Raw genomic sequence first — 17,437 nt, forward strand, 5'->3', positions numbered from 1 at the left:
AGTGTTTTGACGATATAATAGTTTAAATGCAGTGTAGTATGTAAAGTAGTAACCACCTTGTATCAAAATATTAATGTTGATCATTTACCGGTGATCTCAACAACAGTAGAAGTGACCGGATTTAATTACGCTCCAGATATTATTTGGATATTTGATTTGGACCGTCATGGTTTTTGGTGGGGAAACCAGCGAGCGCTTGAATTTTGGGGGCTCGAAAATGTTGAACAACTGATCAATAAAGACTTGTCAGATGATACTGAAGGGGCTCGCAAGCGCACGGAACAAACGTTTGTAAAAGCGGTCGTTGAGGGGCAAACACAAGACCCATGGACGACCTACCCAAATGGCAAACCCAAGTTAATGTTCATGCGTCATGTCGCTGTACTCTTAGGCGAAGAAAAACATCGCGGCATTATTGCCTTCATCAGCGAGCAACTAGACCATAATGTACAACCTGAAAATTTGTTATTTGCCGAAGCTGTGCGCTATACGTCAGCGATGGTAAGTTGTTATGACTTAAGTGGAAAACGACTTTTTGAAAACCCAGCTTTTACTTTATGTTATGACACAGCAACTTCGACACAACCAGTCAGTGACTTTGTTATGCGCTTTTGTGATAAGACGCAAGGAGAGCAAAGGCTAAAGCAGGCACAGCAACAACAAGATTGCCAACATGAGCATTTAATGCAGACAAAACAAGGCCTTAAACGCCATAATGTTGATGTGAGATCGAGTCGCCATCCCATAACGGGAGACTACGTTTTCTTAGTGACAGAATACGATGTTACAGAGCTTCACGATATAATTTCAGAGCTAAAAAAAACCAAAGCTACACTTAAACAATTAGCACATTATGACCCATTAACATCGTTACCAACGGTATGGTTGTCGCGTGAACGAGTACAAAATGCTTTGGTAAAAGCAAAGCGTGATAAAACAATCGTGGCGGTTATGTTTATTGATTTAGATGGCTTTAAACAAGTGAATGACAACTACGGCCACGCAACGGGCGACAAACTGCTCACGCTTGTAGGAAAAAGGCTTGCGAGTATATTTAGGGAATCTGATACTGTAGGCCGTATTGGCGGCGATGAATTTCTTGTTTGTCTTCCAGAACTCTCGACAAAAAATAATGCATACAATTTAGCTGAAAAAACCATTGAAGAGTTATCACGTGAATTTGATATTTTTGACGATAACGGGCGAACGCAACACGCCAATATTAGCGCAAGTATCGGCATTGCTTTTTATCCAGATGAAGGGCGAGAAGTTGACTCGTTAATTAAAGTGGCTGACAAAAAAATGTATCAAGCGAAAAATAGTGGCAAAAATAAATTCGTTGTTTGAAGCCAAATTAACCAGACACCTACCAAAAAGAGCTCGGTGACAATTGATAGTTCTTATCATTTATCTTCGGCAATCGCATTTTCACCTTGCAGTTTAGTATGATGATCACAGTTTACTTTGAATATCCTAGCGCTGGCCTACGCATTACCGTTATGAAATTCAAATACGAATCAGAGGTATGTGTCACTAATTTAACTAGACACCCAAAGTTATATTATTTTGAAGCAAAAAAAGCGAGCCGTTAAGCTCGCTTCTATATTTTTGGGATACAACTTGGGCATGTGTAATTAAGTTGGTTAATTTAATCCTTAAATGAAAAATGCCTAAAACCCCAGTTGCAATTTAATTGGTTAAAAATTACATTTTTTACTCTATGCAGAAACGAATAGATACTTTGATCGTTGTGTAAAAAGCTCCCAACAATACCCAAAGTAAAATCACGGTTTCATCATTATATAATTTTGTCCAAAAACTATTCTTTAAACCTATGCTCTCAGTCTTGTATCGATCAACTACACCAATTGTTCCCTTACTGGCATAGGTAATTTTCATCCCCGGAGATTCATTTACTAAGACAAAGCCAGAGCTTTGAACTGTCTGATCCTTTATTGAAAACATATCTCCAACAGTTAGTTCGTATGGTTCAGATAAGTAATACTCCTGCGACAATACCGCCTTATCTGCAATAGAAATCTTTCCATCTAGTAATATTGGAGTTCTCGTCACAGACTCTTTTATTTCTCCACCAATTTTCACTACTCCATCAATAGCCATAGTAAAAGATTCATGAGACTTGACCTCATATTCTACAACAACACAATCTGACAATTGCTCCGAATATCCCTCAACTTCCCCAACAGAATCATTATCTTCAGTAGTCAGCGTAATTTGTAGATTTCCAGTACCTAACCTCAGGAATTCAATAGATGTATCATTGTAAATTTTTAATAAGCCAGAGACCTTAGATGACGATTCATCACAATCATTGTATAACGTAGCTTCTTTTAACAACCAATTTGGGTAGTGGATTTGATTAAATGAGCTAACGTTGATTTTTTCTGTAGTGGCAACAACATTAAACAATGTATTAGAGTTACTAAAAAATAAAAAGGATATAAAAAAAATTCCAGCTAAAAACGCCCAAAAAAGTATTGCTAAAGCCCAAATAGCTTTATGTTTAGCGCTTTCATTTGCTTCTCTAACAAATTGATTTGCCGTGTAGGGCATTTCTTCTGTTGCTACAAATATACCTAAAAGGAATTTTTGCCATCCCTTTGCCTTCGAATCTACATTCACACGTTTATTGTTGTTATTTTTTACTGTCATAAACTAATTCAATAATTTCATCTGGGATACTTTGTAAATTTTTGCGTTTTATTTTTATCGAACCAACCTCTGTTATATCAATTCCTTTTAATTCACAATATTTATCATAAGTGACTTTATATTCATTTTTAAATTTCTTACATTTAAAGCTCTTAGAAATATTTGGGACAAAGACAACATCTTTTCTAGCGTCACTTCGAATTAGTAGGACAGGATGTTCACCTTCAATGTTTCCGCTCCATGACGCTAAAAGCGATTTTCTATTCCGGTCACTACAACTTTTACCTAATGTCGCCTTAACTGCTAGCTCGTTGGGCTTGTAACTAGTCAGCTCTGTTTGGTATTGAGTTGGAAATTCTAGTTGATTCAACTTTGACACGGCTTGAGTAAGCTCGTGCTCTAAACTTGCTTTGTACCGCCCATCAATACTTGATATATCAATGCACAATGTTCCTGTAGATTTACTTGGAAACAGAACATTCAACTTATCGATATTGCTCTTCTGACTAAATTGAAACCCGAGAAAAAATGAGCCTGAAACTTTTACTGTTTTGCTATATGACTCGTTAATATTTTTACTTAATATAGAAATAGTATTGCCATAACTACTTAGTGATAATAACGTCAACCCTACAAATAGAAGCTGTTTTCTCATTACACTATTCTCCCGCATGTAATATTATATGGTAAGAAGAATGACCTCGCTTGCCTTTTAAACGAACGGTATAAGTTCCACTCTTAGGCGGTGTAAAAGTAAAGCGATACTCTCTATTGGAAAAAAACTCACCATCTGAAAATAATTCTTTACCGCGACTATCTAATATATAAAAGTCATAACGAACTTCACCATCTGTTGGCAACATCTCAAACTCTACAGCACTATTAGCTTCGCCCTGAAACTTATATTCAGCAACGCTATCTTTAGCAAATCGATTTGATATTTCATCATCTATCTCAATAACGTTACCTTCACCTCGCAAATCTGCATCTAATGACCATTGAGACATTTTTATATGGTAAGAAGAGTGACCTCGCTTGCCTTTTAAACGAACGGTATAAGTTCCACTCTTAGGCGGTGTAAAAGTAAAGCGATACTCTCTATTGGAAAAAAACTCGCCATCTGAAAATAATTTTTTACCGCGACTATCTAATATGTAAAAGTCATAACGAACTTCACCATCTGTTGGCAACATCTCAAACTCTACAGCACTATTAGCTTCGCCCTGAAACTTGTATTCGACAGTCTGATCCTTTGCTAATTTCCCTTCAATTTTTTCATTTATAGTCTGAGTTTCCTTTTGGGAATTATTAGGTTTTCCATTTGGATAAAAATGCTTTTCTAACCTTTTGTTTAAAGCATCAGCTCTGTATACATATCCACTACCATCATCAACTTCTAACAAAATTCCAGAAGGTTGATTAGCGATAAATAAAATACTTCCACTATATCCTTGCTTTAGAATGGTTTTAACTTTTTGTGGCTTAACCTGTAAAAACTCAGATTCATCAACTCCCACAATATTGACTTTAGTTTGTAGCGTACTACCATCAGCCAATTTACTCTTTAATACGCCCTCTTCATAAATTTTAAGGAGTGACGAAAGCTTAGTAGGTTGACTAAACTCGGCTCCTCTACACACTTTCTTTTCAGCTTTAAGCTCTAACAACGCCAGATCAATATCAAAATTTTTCACCAATTTGGCTTTGTAAGATTTACGACTAGCTGTTAAAGCTTTTATCTCTTTTGCGTCTTCAATAACGTGTGAAGGAGTAACAACAAAACATTTTCCTTCATTCGAATAAAAGAACCCTTGCCCTTTTGCAACATCTGTTACTATTTGAACATCTGCTGCAAACGAACAAAAAGAAAAAAATAATAAGCAAATTGTTAAATTAAAACGAGATACGAAATTTTTATTCCAATTGAGCATAGGTAGTTTCATCACTTTGTTTATGTATTTCGCGATTAAGATCATTATTCAAGCTCACCTTAATGATTAAAATCATTCATTAAAAAGGCAAATGAACCATTACCTTTACGACCTGTTACTTTAAAGGTAAAAGTGCCGCTTTTTTTAGGGGTAAATGCGTAGCTTTCTTGCTTGTCGGAATAGCTGGTACCACTTGAACGACCATTTTTCTTAAACTGCGTGATACCATTGCCATCTATTATCTCAACCCGATATGAAACACTTTCATCGGATGGAACCTTAATAAATTCTATGGGACTATTTTTTTCTCCATAAAATTTATATTTTGCAATTGAACCTTTTGCTAAACGTCCTGAGAATTCATCACCCAATTCAATAACATTACCTTCACCACTCAACTCTGAGTCATGCGCAATTAGATTCATTCGAAAGCCAAATGAACCATTACCTTTTCGACCTATTACTTTAAAGGTAAAGGTGCCGCTTTTTTTGGGGGTAAATGCGTAGCTTTCTTGCTTGCCGGAAAAGCTGGTTCCACTTGAACGACCATTTTTCTTAAACTGCGTAATACCATTGCTGTCTATTATCTCAACCCGATATGAAACACTTTCATCGGATGGAACCTTAATAAACTCTATGGGACTATTTTTTTCTCCATAAAATTTATATTTTGCAATTGAACCTTTTGCTAAACGTCCTGAGAATTCATCACCCAATTCAATAACATTGCCTTCACCGCTCAACTCTGAGTCATGCGCAATTAGATTCATTCGAAAGCCAAATGAACCATTACCTTTTCGACCTATTACTTTAAAGGTAAAGGTGCCGCTTTTTTTAGGGGTAAATGCGTAGCTTTCTTGCTTGCCGGAAAAGCTGGTCCCACTTGAACGACCATTTTTCTTAAACTGCGTGATACCATTGCCGTCTATTATCTCAACCCGAAATAAAACACTTTCTTCGGACGGAACCTTAATAAACTCTATGGGACTATTTTTTTCACCAAAAAATTTAAATTCTATAGTTTGCCCTTGTGCTAATTTTCCTTCAATTTTCTCATTTATAGCCGGAGTTTCTTTTGGAGAATTATTGATTTTCCCATTTGGGTAGAAATGCTCTTCTAACCTTTTGTTTAAAGCGTCAGCTCTGTATACATACCCATTGCCATCATCAACTTCTAACAAAATTCCAGAAGGTTGATTAGCAATGAATAAAATACTTCCACTATAGCCTTGCTTTAGAGTGGTTTTAATTTTTTGTGGCTTAATCTGTAAAAACTCAGTTTCATCAACTCCTACGATATTGACTTTAGTTTGTAGCGTACTACCATCAGCCAATTTACTTTTTAAAACGCCCTCTTCATAAATTTTAAGCAGTGACGAAAGCTTAGTAGGTTGACTGAATACAGCTCCTTTACACACTTTCTTTTCAGCTTTAAGCTCTAGCAACGCCAGATCAATTTCAAAGTTCTTAACCAATTTAGCATCGTATGATTTGCGGCTGGCTGTTAATGCTTTTATCTGTTTTGCGTCTTCAATAACGTGCGAAGGAGTTACAACAAAACATTTTCCTTCATTCGTATAAAAAAACCCTTGCCCTTTTGCAACATCTGTTACTATTTGAACATCTGCTGCATGTACAACATAAGAAAAAGAAAAAAAATAAAGAAATAGAATTATGAAACGCACTAGTTTTGCACCAATCCTTTGATTAATTTTAGGATTTATAATGCCAAATTTTGTTCAATTAATAAACTGATTTCAATTTTCCTTTATAATCCAATAAAAGTGCTTTTTACTTCCCCTATAAATTGCTTCTAACAACTTTTATAGTGGTGATATTAAAACATAATTACAAGCGCCAATTAAGAGTACGTAAAAGTTCAAATATAGTCAGCACTAATAAACTAACAAACAAAAAGCGGATCATTAAGATCCGCTTTTCAATTTTGCCCTATAGCTGAATTAACCAACTTAATTACATGAACGCAAAATAGTGTGCCTCGACATCTAAATTACTGACAAACTACCTTTCCAAGACTGTTTTTAGCCCCTAAAAATGAACATGTTTAGACATTTAAATTTTATACAAACAACCTTGGCTTTACATCATAAAGATTAGAACCGCAAAAAAAACTCATAACAAACTGTTTTAATTAACTTTAAAGGTCACACCTTTTACGTCAATAAGCTAAATACTTATTATCTCAAAGTGTGGTGTTGCAATATATCCGTATGAACTTAGGCATTGCTCTATTCACGAATTCACTCTATGAGAATGGTAAATAACTTTACCCTATAAAACACAATCAATTGAAATATATAAATTACTTAAAAGTACCTACAAGGGAATACAAGCGTAAAATCTTCCGAAATTTTCCAAAGTATGGCTCAAATAATTCTGGTTCTCTTTACCAGGCTTAACCAGCAATACTTTATTGCCATTCGCTTGTCGATTAACCTCCCATAAGTGATTACAGCTAGAGTTTCGAATTGCAAAGCAATTGTCATCTCTAGAAATCCATTGGTCTTCATCAGCTTTTGCGCCACAACAAGGGCAATACAACAACTCTTCAAATCTTTCTGCGGCTTCAGTAACTGCATCAACTGCCTGAGCGATAGAAACATCCTGCTTATGCTCTTTCTTAAACTCCAGTAGCTTGGGTTTAGCAGCTAGACATGGCTTTATTATGGTGATGCTATTATTCTCAAGCTTCCAATAGCCATTTGCATTCATTCGGTTTAACGTTTTTAAAAGCAGTGATGGAGCTTTAGATACTGTAATTCCAATAGTTCTCAATGTTTGACTGATTAACCACTTCGAAATCAAAACAGCTAGCTGTTCTAATGAATAAAAATTGGTTGGTGCAGTACAAAGATGTTTTTCATTCATTTCTACAGCAGAACCTAAAGAAAGCAATATCCTTTGACTGTTTTCCATCAACTCTGTGTCTGAGAGGTCAATACTATTGGTGAAACACGGAATAAAGAACAAACTATGTTCAGGTGTTTTTAATACGATTTCAGAGCCAGTTGTTACCTCAAGATAAATGGCCTGGTTTCCGTTTCTTTTAAAGCAGTTTGGTGTCAATTCATTAAAACCAAGTTCATGCAATGTTCGTTTCACTAAGTCACGACAATATTGTGAATATGCGACTGCAAGCTTCTTATTTCGTTGAAAGATTTGTTCAGGATCGAGGTTATTAGCTTGCTGGGTATCCAACCAACTATTCCATAGCCTTGCTACATGACGATAATGCTGGTCATGTGACAAAACGTTGGTCATATTTAACTTAAGCGGAACATGAATATTATGAGTTAACGTTAGGTACAAACCTGAATGTTGTAATGTTCTTACTTTTTTCAACATCTTCGTTAACAGTTCAAGTGTTGCTATTCCGTGTACTGCGGCATCATCCGCCTGTTCATCATCAGAAAAGCCTTCTCCCCATAAGGTAAAGATACTGTCCCGCAACTCGAAATAAATACCTTCCGCATTTTGAAAGCTCACTGCTTGCTTGAATATTTCTTCTAATTTTTTAACTTCTAAAATGCGCTTAACTAAATGTTGCTCAATATTACCCAGTAGTTTCACATACACTCGATTTTCATAAATATTGAGCTGGTCTTCACTTTCTAAAGCGAGGATTTGTTTAGGGATCACACCAGTTAATGTCCTGGTTTGCCAACACTCTGAATGAGAAGCTAGGTAAGCATTGGCAGAGCCTGCTACTTTTTTAGCTCTAGATACTGGAACAAGATGCTCTTCATAAATTAACTCCATTCTAGGCCGTCTGGCAATTTCTTGGAGATGCCCTTTTTTTAGGACATCAACTAGTAACTCCTCAAATTTAGTCAATTCAAAGCGAGCAAGTAATTTATCTGGTATAAGAAAAGAGCTATCTTTCCCGAAGTCAACCGCTTCTTGATATGCGAGTATTGCACTCTCGATAATTTCTAATTCGGTCTCAAGTTGTTCCGACTTTTCATTATGAATAAATGAGCCTACTTGAGATCCAATGTGAAACTTTTCAGTTCCATCACTAATAAGAAAATCATCTGGCTGAATATTTGAATGTCCATTAAAAATGCACGGTGCCTGAGCCGCATATCTTCCAGACACAATTTTTTCAGGAAGCTGTTTTACTAACTTCCCGTTAAATCTGTCATACCAAGTAATCATTAAAGACTACTCTTTTTCTTCAATTCATTGTTTAAGAGTTTCAAGCTCGCTTCAGGTTTGGAATTAAAGCCTTGAGTACGCCAAAAATCATTTAATGCATCAATAAGGTTTGAAATATCTTCATGCTCAGTGTCATAGCGGCCAGTCGCTTTACCCGCCCTTAGCACCTTAGTTGCTAACATATGATCCAAGGCAAAACCCAAATCACTACCACACTCAAGCATCACTGGTATAAATCTAATCAGGTGCCTTTCTAGTCGATTGCCCCAACTAACATTGAATTCATCCTCTAAAATCATTGAAAGCTCAGAACTATCTAATGCTTTAATAAGCTTAGTAACTTGAGAGTTATGTTTGTTAGCTGCCGCTTCAAAGGCTGCCTCAAGTGAATCAAAACTGTAAGTCACTTGCTCAAGATCTTTGTTGATTTCAAACGAATTCTTATGCCTTGGAAGCTCCATTACATGGGCGCGGTCATAAGTTTTATCAGCGAACTCAAACGTTGTTTCATCGTGGTTAGCTGTGCCAATAAACCAAAGGTTTTCGGGTATTTTAATTTTTCTTCCGTCAATTAACTTTTCAGGCCCATTAGGTTGTCCTGTTGTCATCAACGTAAGAATACGGTCTTTGGGATCTAACTCTAAAGCAGAAAGAAATTCTGCAAAATATTGTTCTGGTCTGGAAAGGTTCATTTCATCTAGTAAAACGATGTATGGACGATCACTGTATGCCGGTGATTGTGCTTCATATAAAGCTTGTAAAGTTTCTTGCTCGTAAAACTTCTTCTCGAACGCATTAAAGTGACCAATTAAATCTCCTTTATCACGCCAGCCAGCTTGAACAGATATGGTTTTCACACCACCACCAACAGCTCTTGCAAATGCTTTTGCTAAGCTTGTTTTACCTGTGCCGCTGATCCCTTGTAGGATATGTAAACGGCTCATAGCAAGGCCAGCAATAAACAGCCAAATATCTTCAAGGCGATAGTACAATTCTTTCTGTTCATGAGAGTCCCAAGCAATACGATGCTGAAGCTCTTCTGCAAAGTTTCTTAATGAAGGAATAGACTCTGTTATCCCTTTAGCTCTAAGTTTGCTATCAAGCTCTAAAAGAGCTGGGAATGCGGTTTTAGCCTGTTGCTTATTAACTAGATCATCAACATCAGCGCTCAACTGATCAACTGCGGCCTTAAGTAATTGATTGTGTTTTTCCAAAGTTTGTTTCTGCTTTTGAACTTGCTCTAACTCAATAACGGACATTCTACTTTTTGTAAGCTGCACTTTGTTTTGCTGTAGCTCTGCATGAGCATTATTGTATTCTTGCTCTAATGCTTCGTAGGTCTTTTTAAGCTCTTTGTAATTTTGTTCAAGCTGTTCGCTAGGCTTCTCATCTAACTGCAAACGCAGTTTGTTTACCGCTTGTTTGTAATGATTAAGTTGCTCTAAAACCTCTTGCGGCGTAGCGTCACCAAATTGTCTCTCTATGTCCTTAAATGAACTCAACTTTTCAAGTAACTGCTTTTCACCTTGGTCATACTGAGCAATTTGCTTTTCAAGGTTAGACTTCTGATTTTCAAGTGAAGATATCTGATAGGTGAATTCTTTTTCAATTTCATCTTTTAGTGAAATTTTAAAACTACTCGCTTCTTCATTGGTTAGTTGTGCTTGCTTACGCTTTCTCTCAATTAGTATTTTCTCTTGGTTTAATTGGAACTCTTTTTCGTCTAACTCAGCTTCTTTAGAAGATAACTTTTGTAGCTTTTCTTCGAGCAAGGCTTTTTCCGTTTCATTCAACGACTGTTTTGCTTTAGTTAGCTCAGCTACTTCTTTTTCAAGATTTAATTTTTTCTGCTCCAATGATTCGCGAAGCTTATTTTGCTTTTCCTCAAACGAATCCAGCATTTCCATGTGTTTTGCGGCAAACCCATTTTCAGCATCAAGTTCTTGCTCTTTTAGCTCTTCGAGTTTGTTGGCTATTTCAGCCGTATCTTCTGCATTCTTCTTTTTGTTCGCTAATAGCTCTTTAGATTGCTTATCTAATTCTTTTTTTTCTAACTCGATTTTCTTTTTAAGTTCTTCAACCGAGTCTTCTAATTGCTTTGATCTTGATAAACTCTGTTTATTATCCGCTTCAATCTTCTTGTTTTGCTCTACTAGTTTTTTAAGTTCGCCAACCAAAGTTTGAATATCGTTGCCATAAGATTCTGATGCTTCTTTTTTTTGCTCTTCACTTGCAGCATCATGAGAAGCTTTTACTTGTCTAAATTGGTCTGCAATTGCCCCTAAAACTGAATCGCTATCGCTTGCTGCAAAATTGCCAACGGCAGCTAATGCACTACCTATTTTATCTGTTGTAGGGTTTGGGGTATTTGTTACATTTGCAGCTACAGGCTGCTTCCGTGCTTTGTTTCGTTTTGCCATTATTTACTTCCTAAAAAACTTTCTAAAACTATCAATAATTCATCTACAGCATTTAAATGCTCTAAAACACTACCCTTAGAAATATTTTCACCTCCAGCGTGAGAAGCGAATTGATTTCTATCGTTAGCTAGCGGAATAATTAGATCTAACCATTCAGAATAGCGTTGGTTTATTGATTCAATTACATCTGGATACTTTAGTAACATTGCTGCAACTAAAGGCTTTAAAGACTGATTACCATGAGTCAAAGCACTTCTAATGCTTTTTGGTGGAACAGTAGCTAATTGATATCCCACTTCATGGCTTACCCCATCAATGCGACAATACATTTCTCTAAGTCGATTTCTGTTTTGTTGGTATTTAGGCCATTTTCCATCCCATTCAACAACCAACCTTTCCCATTCTGAGTTTGCTTCTTGAGGCTGGATAAATGTTTTCAACCAAGCCTCTAAAACACGTTGTAATTCACTTAGCAAACTATCTAGCAACTCAAATCGAGGGGATGACTCATAATTTACTTGCATCTTAACTCTCAGCATTCCAAGTAAATGTTTTTCAATTAACGGGTACTTTTGAACCCAAGGGTACTTTGACAGCAACTCAACTTTTGCTGACTCTTCAAATTGAAGAATTTGTTCTTGGTAACTGGATACATACCCTTCTTCAGCGATACCCATAACCTCATTAACTCTGGAAGCAAAGTGCTTATTTGAATCCAACAACTGTTCAGCAACATCATTAAGCTCAGGAAGGGTTTCCGTTAGTCCCGTTGGGTCAGATAAATACCACGAGCGCTCACCAGAAATTGTTGAAAATAGCTTGGTGTGGATAAACGCTGCGATAGGTTCAGGCTCAATAAACTCAATTGAGTAGGTAACTTCCAACGCATCGTCAGATATATAAAAATCAGCTTGCTTTAACTGGTTCAATACTCTGCGATAGGCTCTTAAGCTGGTGTTCATTTGCTCTGACGTTGGCGCTTCTGGCTTAACGCTATTACTTATTAACAAGGGCTTTACTAACTTCCCAGAGCCTTTACTTCGAACAAATTGAGGGAAACGCTCACTGAAATCCATGCCTTCAATGTGCGGTAGTGTAGAAAGTACCCTCGGCATCAACTTTCCCGTTGTTGCATCTTGAAGTATGTAATAACTTGTTTTCTCGTTTGTAGATTCTTCTACACCTAAAAGTAACTGCTTGGCTTTGTCTGTATGGCTCCAACCGTCAAGGTAACCGTCATTAGTTAACTGAGCTAATATGTGCCTGATAAGCTCTTTATCTAAATTGCTATATCGGCATAATTTTTCGTTGTCACGGCACCCTGCCAAAATTAGCTTTAACACCAACATCTGAAAAATATTTAAACTTGGTTTACTTTTGGGCGCAGCTACCCGCCATAGATAAAACGGCCAAAAGATATCTTTTTCATTCTGGTATCGATTCAGCTTACTTTTCAAGTAGCAAGCATCTTGAATATCTCTATGTGTAATCATGATTTCACCCCACAGAGTTCGTGAATAAATGCCCATACTTGAGGAATGGCTTTTTCAGCTGACTCGCCAGAAAACATCGCTTTATCACCAACAACTTTAATTAAACTCTTAGCTCGACTAAACGCCACATTTAAACGGTTTGGTGTGCGAATGAAGCCATATTTTTTTCGGTATGCATTCTCATCTGATGCCGAAAAGTCATTAGAGCGAACCGTTGATAGAATCACCACATCAAACTCTTTCCCCTGAAAAGCATCAACAGAGCCAACTCGAATTTTTTCTTCTCCTTCTTCAGTTGTTTTAAAGCCAGGCAGATACTCCCAACCATCTTTTGATTTTTGGCAAATGCCTGCTTGCGCAAGCTTATTTAAAATTAACTCTCGCTGAGCTGCAAAGAAGGTAATCACACCCACACTTAAATTAGGATTTTCTGCAAACAACTCTTGCACTTCACTAACAACTTTTTGTGCTTCGCAATCGCGTTGCCAACTAGTACCTGAACGCTGCTCTTTGCCTGACTGTAATGGCAGGTCAATCCACTCGGCTACTTTACCCTTATACTTAGCAATACCGAGATCGAAATGATCTTTACTTAAGCCTGCTTCAAGTTTTGGCTCTCCTTCAGCTTCATAAAACGAACGACTAACAAATCCGCCGATATCTGGATGCATCCTAAACTGGGTATCTAGCATCACAGTTCGTTGAATACCGTCCTTGGCTTGGCGAGCTTTCAATTGCGTATATAATCGCTCGAAAAGACTCATTTTGATTGCTTTGGCAGTCTCTTGTTGCAAGTCACCTGCTTCAATCATTTCTTTTTCAATATCGGGTTCTAACATTTGCGGTAGCTGGAAGTGATCTCCAACCAATACGATCCGCTTCGCTGCCAGTGCCATTGGAATAAACAAATCAAGCGGGTTTGCTCTGGCAGCTTCATCCACAATGACCGTATCGAAGGTAAAGTCTTCGCCAACTTCATCTAAAGAAGCATTAATTTGCTCTTTATACTTTACAACCTGTTGACCCGCAGAGCGCTGGCACGATGCACCAATTGACGTTGTGTAGTCTCTTACACTTTTTGCAAGGTAATCCGGTTGATACTTGATTAAGTCTAAATACTCCTCGATAACATCAGGTATTCCCGCTGCACAATTCATTGCGTGTTTAGCGATAACTTCATTCAATTGATGAAGCGTTGATATTTCTTCTTTTGAAAGCTCAACTTGTAACGACTTAGGTCGGTAATCGGGGATTAAATCATCGAGTAACTTATTTTTGATTTCTTTAATTTTTTCAAAATCTTCAGCACTGAGAGTCAGCTTTTCGATAATTTCATCAAGAACTTCAACTTCTTCTTCGTATCGCCCCGTTCTGCGTAAAGCGGATAGACACTTGAAAGACTGTTCATAGCCATCATCGTCATACGCTCGTTCAGAGGTTCGTAAACCTCTAACTTGGCTCAGCAACAAAGAATTAGAAGTTGGGTTGTTCTCATCGACTTGAGTGTCAAACTGTTGCTCAAGTTTTGCTTTCAAGGACTGAGGTATATCAAAACCGTGATTTATCCTAAGATTATCAATATCCTCAAGAAGACTTTTTATCCGCTCGTGTTTTTGTTTTTTATCTACACGAGAAGCTAGAATTGTCGCTATATCCTTGCGAATGTTTTTTATAATTTTATAACTGCCGTCATTTTGAGCTAACTCATTCGCAACTTCAGTTAAACTACTTGTTTGTTTCTGACTCCACTGCTCCAATAAATAAGGGGCGCGGGTATTGTCATCCGCTCTAATCGCCGGAATACCAAATGCCTCAGATCTAGCGATGACATTATCCACCGCATCATTTTGATAGCTAGTAAGTAGTATTTGCCCCGTTAAATTGCTTTTATGCTCTTCTGCCAACCTATTTTGCAGCGCACTAATAACTTGGGTTTTCCCCGTACCTGGAGGGCCGAGAATTAAGGCAATATCAGGTGTATTAAGAGCGACATCTAATGCTTCTATCTGCTTTGCCGTTGGCTCACCTTTGAATGATCTTCTCGCCGCAGCGGTTAACGGCTTCAATTTATTTTTGGCTTGTTTTTGCCTAGAAATACTAAAATCTTGATCTTCAATTAAAAGACGTAGGTCTTTCATTGGATTCAAAAAGCCTGTTATTGAATCCCTTGCTTGCTCACGTCGTTGCATTTGTACAATTGAGCCACTAATTGACAAATAAATAACACCTTTATCTTCAGGCTTTCCGTAAGAGTTTAAATTGAGAGTTATATACTGATTAGTATGACCCGAAAATTGAGCAGCAATACTCTCTACCTTTTCATCCTTTTCAAGCCCTATATCACCAATATTATTCTCTAACCAGCTAGGCAAGCGCTTGTTGATCTCTAACGTATGGTTAGGCTCTTCTCTTAAAATTGCGGCAAGCTGTTTAACTTTCTCAATATCTTTTTCTTGGAAGTAAAACTTCCATTTCACACCATCAACCGAGTCTTCTTTATCGATTTTGATATAACGAACAAAGCCAGCGTTATTGGCAAGTTCCACCGCTTTTTCTTTAACTTTTTGGTTGTATTGATTCCATAAGTTTATGTATGTTGAATTATCTCGATTTAACTCCTCAAGCTTTTGCTTCACTAAAGGGTCTTGAATTCGAGCTGCAACCGTATAGTCAACAAACGATAATTCACAATCTATAGAACTCAAATCGAACTTAACCTTACGGCGCAATTTCTTAACCGATTTCGCCCACATCCTTTGCTCTGGAGTATATTGCACTTCTAGCAAACTCGTTTTCCCTACAATCGTTAGCCCTCTATTTTCAGCAACGCTAGCATTACTGATTGCTATGAGCACTTTCGATTGGTTATTTACATCAAGTACAAACTCGTTTTTTAGCCAATCTGTTACGCTATCAATGTCTTTGTTTTTTAGCTTTGCGAGTTTAGCAACTTGCTCAATAGTGTTTTCATCTACAGAAACTTGCAGCTCATGAAAATCCAAATTATTCGAAAAGCAGGGGATCGCTTGAATAAGCACCTTGTTTTCTTGTTTAGAAATCGGTATCCAAATAAAGTGCTCAATGTCACCATAGCTATCAAATACTTCAGCGTTAGTAACCTGTGCCAAAAGCTCATTTTGTTTCATAAACAGCTCATCGTGGATAATGTGAAAAGAGATGTCTTGTTCACAATCAAAAGCCGAAATAGCATCCTCTTCTATAGCAACTTCAATTATCTTTTCTTGAGTTAAATGTTTAAGATCTTGTGTATTCATCAGCCTACCACCTCAACCTAAACAAGTTAGCTATTTGCGGTTCAGGGGTCTCGACGATTGGCTTAATGAGTAGCCATTGATTAGCTCTTGTCGAAGCCGGTATTGGTGTTTTCGAGTTGAACGTTTGAAGTTTGTTTTTACCCATCCCCATCTCAAAAGATTTAGCACCTATTGGAGTGATCTCTAAACCCTCTTTGGAAAAGTGTATCGACAGTAGCTCTTGTGATTCAGACCAGTACATAGAACCAGGGCAAGAGTTTTTAATTACGATGGTTTCGCCAATATTAAGCGTTTGGTTATATCCAGTATCAACGTATGTATCGTAAATGGTTGTGTTAGGTAGCTCTAAAATGGATAAATCTTGGAGGTTATTACGAATATACAAGACTTGGCTATTGTTCATTGAAGTGCCACAGAAAGGACACTCTAAATGGCCGTCACTCACCAAGAAGTTAAAAGAAGCATTACATTCGTTGTTTTGGCACTTCACTAGCATATGCGCAAGCTGTTCAAAGACTTCCGCCCATTCACTTAAACTCGGTCTGGCTAGCGGATCGTTTTTACCCGCGTTAAAGCATTGCTCAAATAAATTTGAAAGAGGCTTAAGCGCTACCAGCTCTAATGGAATGCCTTTGGGGTAATCTTCATCTAGCGCATTTGCATGATCAGTTGGGTGGTATATCCAAGGTAACTCCCCCTTAAACGCTCGCTCTTCGTCTTCAAGTGTACCATTTTCAACACCTTCACCGATAAATGGATGATTAGTTGTTAATAGCTTCATCGCGACGATTGCAAAGCTCCATGCATCCGTTAACGAGGAAACAAAGCTATCGCCATTAACAACTTCTGGTGCACCAAAACCAGGACTAAAAATACGACCTGGCTTGCCTTCATCTACTAATGAATCGAAACTTTCACGTTGATTAACACAAATGTTGTCACAGTCAATCAACCACACTTCTGAGTAATCTGGGTTTTCTGAAACAAAAATATTAGCCGGAGATAAGTCACCGTACGCTAAACCTCTTGCATGAAGATCTGACAGTGTTCTGGCGAGCTTTGCCAGAATAGTCATTCGACGTTTTAAGCCACCCGTTGATAAGTAATGCTCTGGTGAACCCTCCGCAGCAATTAACTCTTCAGTTTCATTCATTAACGATTCTAGAGGAATTAATCCGTCCATCAGCTCCATTGCATAACCAAAGTTATTCCCTTTCATAGCTATGCGCGAGAATGGTTTAGCAATGTTTAATTGCTCTAAAGGTTGTCTCATTAACCAATGAACATGCTCAAGCCAATTTCTCTTTTTATCTTTATCTCGCTGCGTGCTCATTTTAACCAGCACGTTATCAACCTGAGTTGTACAAACAACTCCCTGACCACCTTGACCTATCTTTTTGACTAACTCAAACTCTTGACCAAAAGTGTCGGTTACAATGCGCTTTTTTGTTTGTTCACTTGTCATT

10 protein-coding genes are annotated in these 17,437 nt (G+C 37.5%); 1 reads left to right on the forward strand and 9 read right to left on the reverse strand.

Annotated elements, in window-relative coordinates; genetic code table 11:
* Positions 1-57: 57 nt before the first annotated feature.
* Positions 58-1,347 (forward strand): sensor domain-containing diguanylate cyclase, encoded by a 1,290-nt coding sequence (locus tag IE199_RS12145; protein ID WP_189770825.1) that lies wholly within the window; start codon positions 58-60, stop codon positions 1,345-1,347.
* Between the two features lie 366 nt (positions 1,348-1,713).
* Here the strand turns inward: IE199_RS12145 and IE199_RS12150 are convergent, their stop codons facing one another.
* From IE199_RS12150 to IE199_RS12190, 9 genes are all read right to left on the reverse strand, one after another.
* A complete protein-coding gene (locus IE199_RS12150; protein ID WP_189770827.1) occupies positions 1,714-2,673 on the reverse strand; it encodes a hypothetical protein in 960 nt (319 codons plus the stop codon).
* Positions 2,657-3,328 carry a hypothetical protein gene (locus tag IE199_RS12155; protein ID WP_189770829.1) on the reverse strand — a complete coding sequence of 224 codons (672 nt, stop codon included), beginning with the start codon at positions 3,326-3,328 and terminating at the stop codon, positions 2,657-2,659. Before IE199_RS12155 ends, IE199_RS12150 begins: the two co-directional genes overlap by 17 nt.
* Before the next feature lie 4 nt (positions 3,329-3,332).
* Positions 3,333-4,649 carry a trypsin-like peptidase domain-containing protein gene (locus tag IE199_RS12160; protein WP_189770831.1) on the reverse strand — a complete coding sequence of 439 codons (1,317 nt, stop codon included), beginning with the start codon at positions 4,647-4,649 and terminating at the stop codon, positions 3,333-3,335.
* Positions 4,650-4,663: 14 nt separating this feature from the next.
* Complete coding sequence (locus tag IE199_RS12165; protein WP_189770833.1) at positions 4,664-6,289, reverse strand: serine protease family protein; 1,626 nt, start codon at positions 6,287-6,289, stop codon at positions 4,664-4,666.
* Positions 6,290-6,941: 652 nt separating this feature from the next.
* Complete coding sequence (locus IE199_RS12170; protein ID WP_189770835.1) at positions 6,942-8,783, reverse strand: DUF2357 domain-containing protein; 1,842 nt, start codon at positions 8,781-8,783, stop codon at positions 6,942-6,944.
* A complete protein-coding gene (locus IE199_RS12175) occupies positions 8,783-11,203 on the reverse strand; it encodes an AAA family ATPase (protein WP_189770837.1) in 2,421 nt (806 codons plus the stop codon). Before IE199_RS12175 ends, IE199_RS12170 begins: the two co-directional genes overlap by 1 nt.
* The gene (locus tag IE199_RS12180) at positions 11,203-12,696 is read right to left on the reverse strand and encodes a hypothetical protein (RefSeq protein ID WP_189770839.1); all 1,494 of its coding nucleotides are present in this window, start codon (positions 12,694-12,696) and stop codon (positions 11,203-11,205) included. Before IE199_RS12180 ends, IE199_RS12175 begins: the two co-directional genes overlap by 1 nt.
* Positions 12,693-15,971 carry a DEAD/DEAH box helicase gene (locus tag IE199_RS12185; protein ID WP_189770841.1) on the reverse strand — a complete coding sequence of 1,093 codons (3,279 nt, stop codon included), beginning with the start codon at positions 15,969-15,971 and terminating at the stop codon, positions 12,693-12,695. The genes IE199_RS12180 and IE199_RS12185 overlap by 4 nt, the downstream gene beginning before the upstream one ends.
* A 4-nt stretch (positions 15,972-15,975) precedes the next feature.
* The gene (locus IE199_RS12190; RefSeq protein ID WP_189770843.1) at positions 15,976-17,436 is read right to left on the reverse strand and encodes a serine/threonine protein kinase; all 1,461 of its coding nucleotides are present in this window, start codon (positions 17,434-17,436) and stop codon (positions 15,976-15,978) included.
* Position 17,437: the final 1 nt, after the last annotated feature.

Origin of the sequence: Thalassotalea marina (assembly GCF_014656435.1) — a bacterium.
Taxonomy (GTDB): domain Bacteria; phylum Pseudomonadota; class Gammaproteobacteria; order Enterobacterales; family Alteromonadaceae; genus Thalassotalea_C; species Thalassotalea_C marina.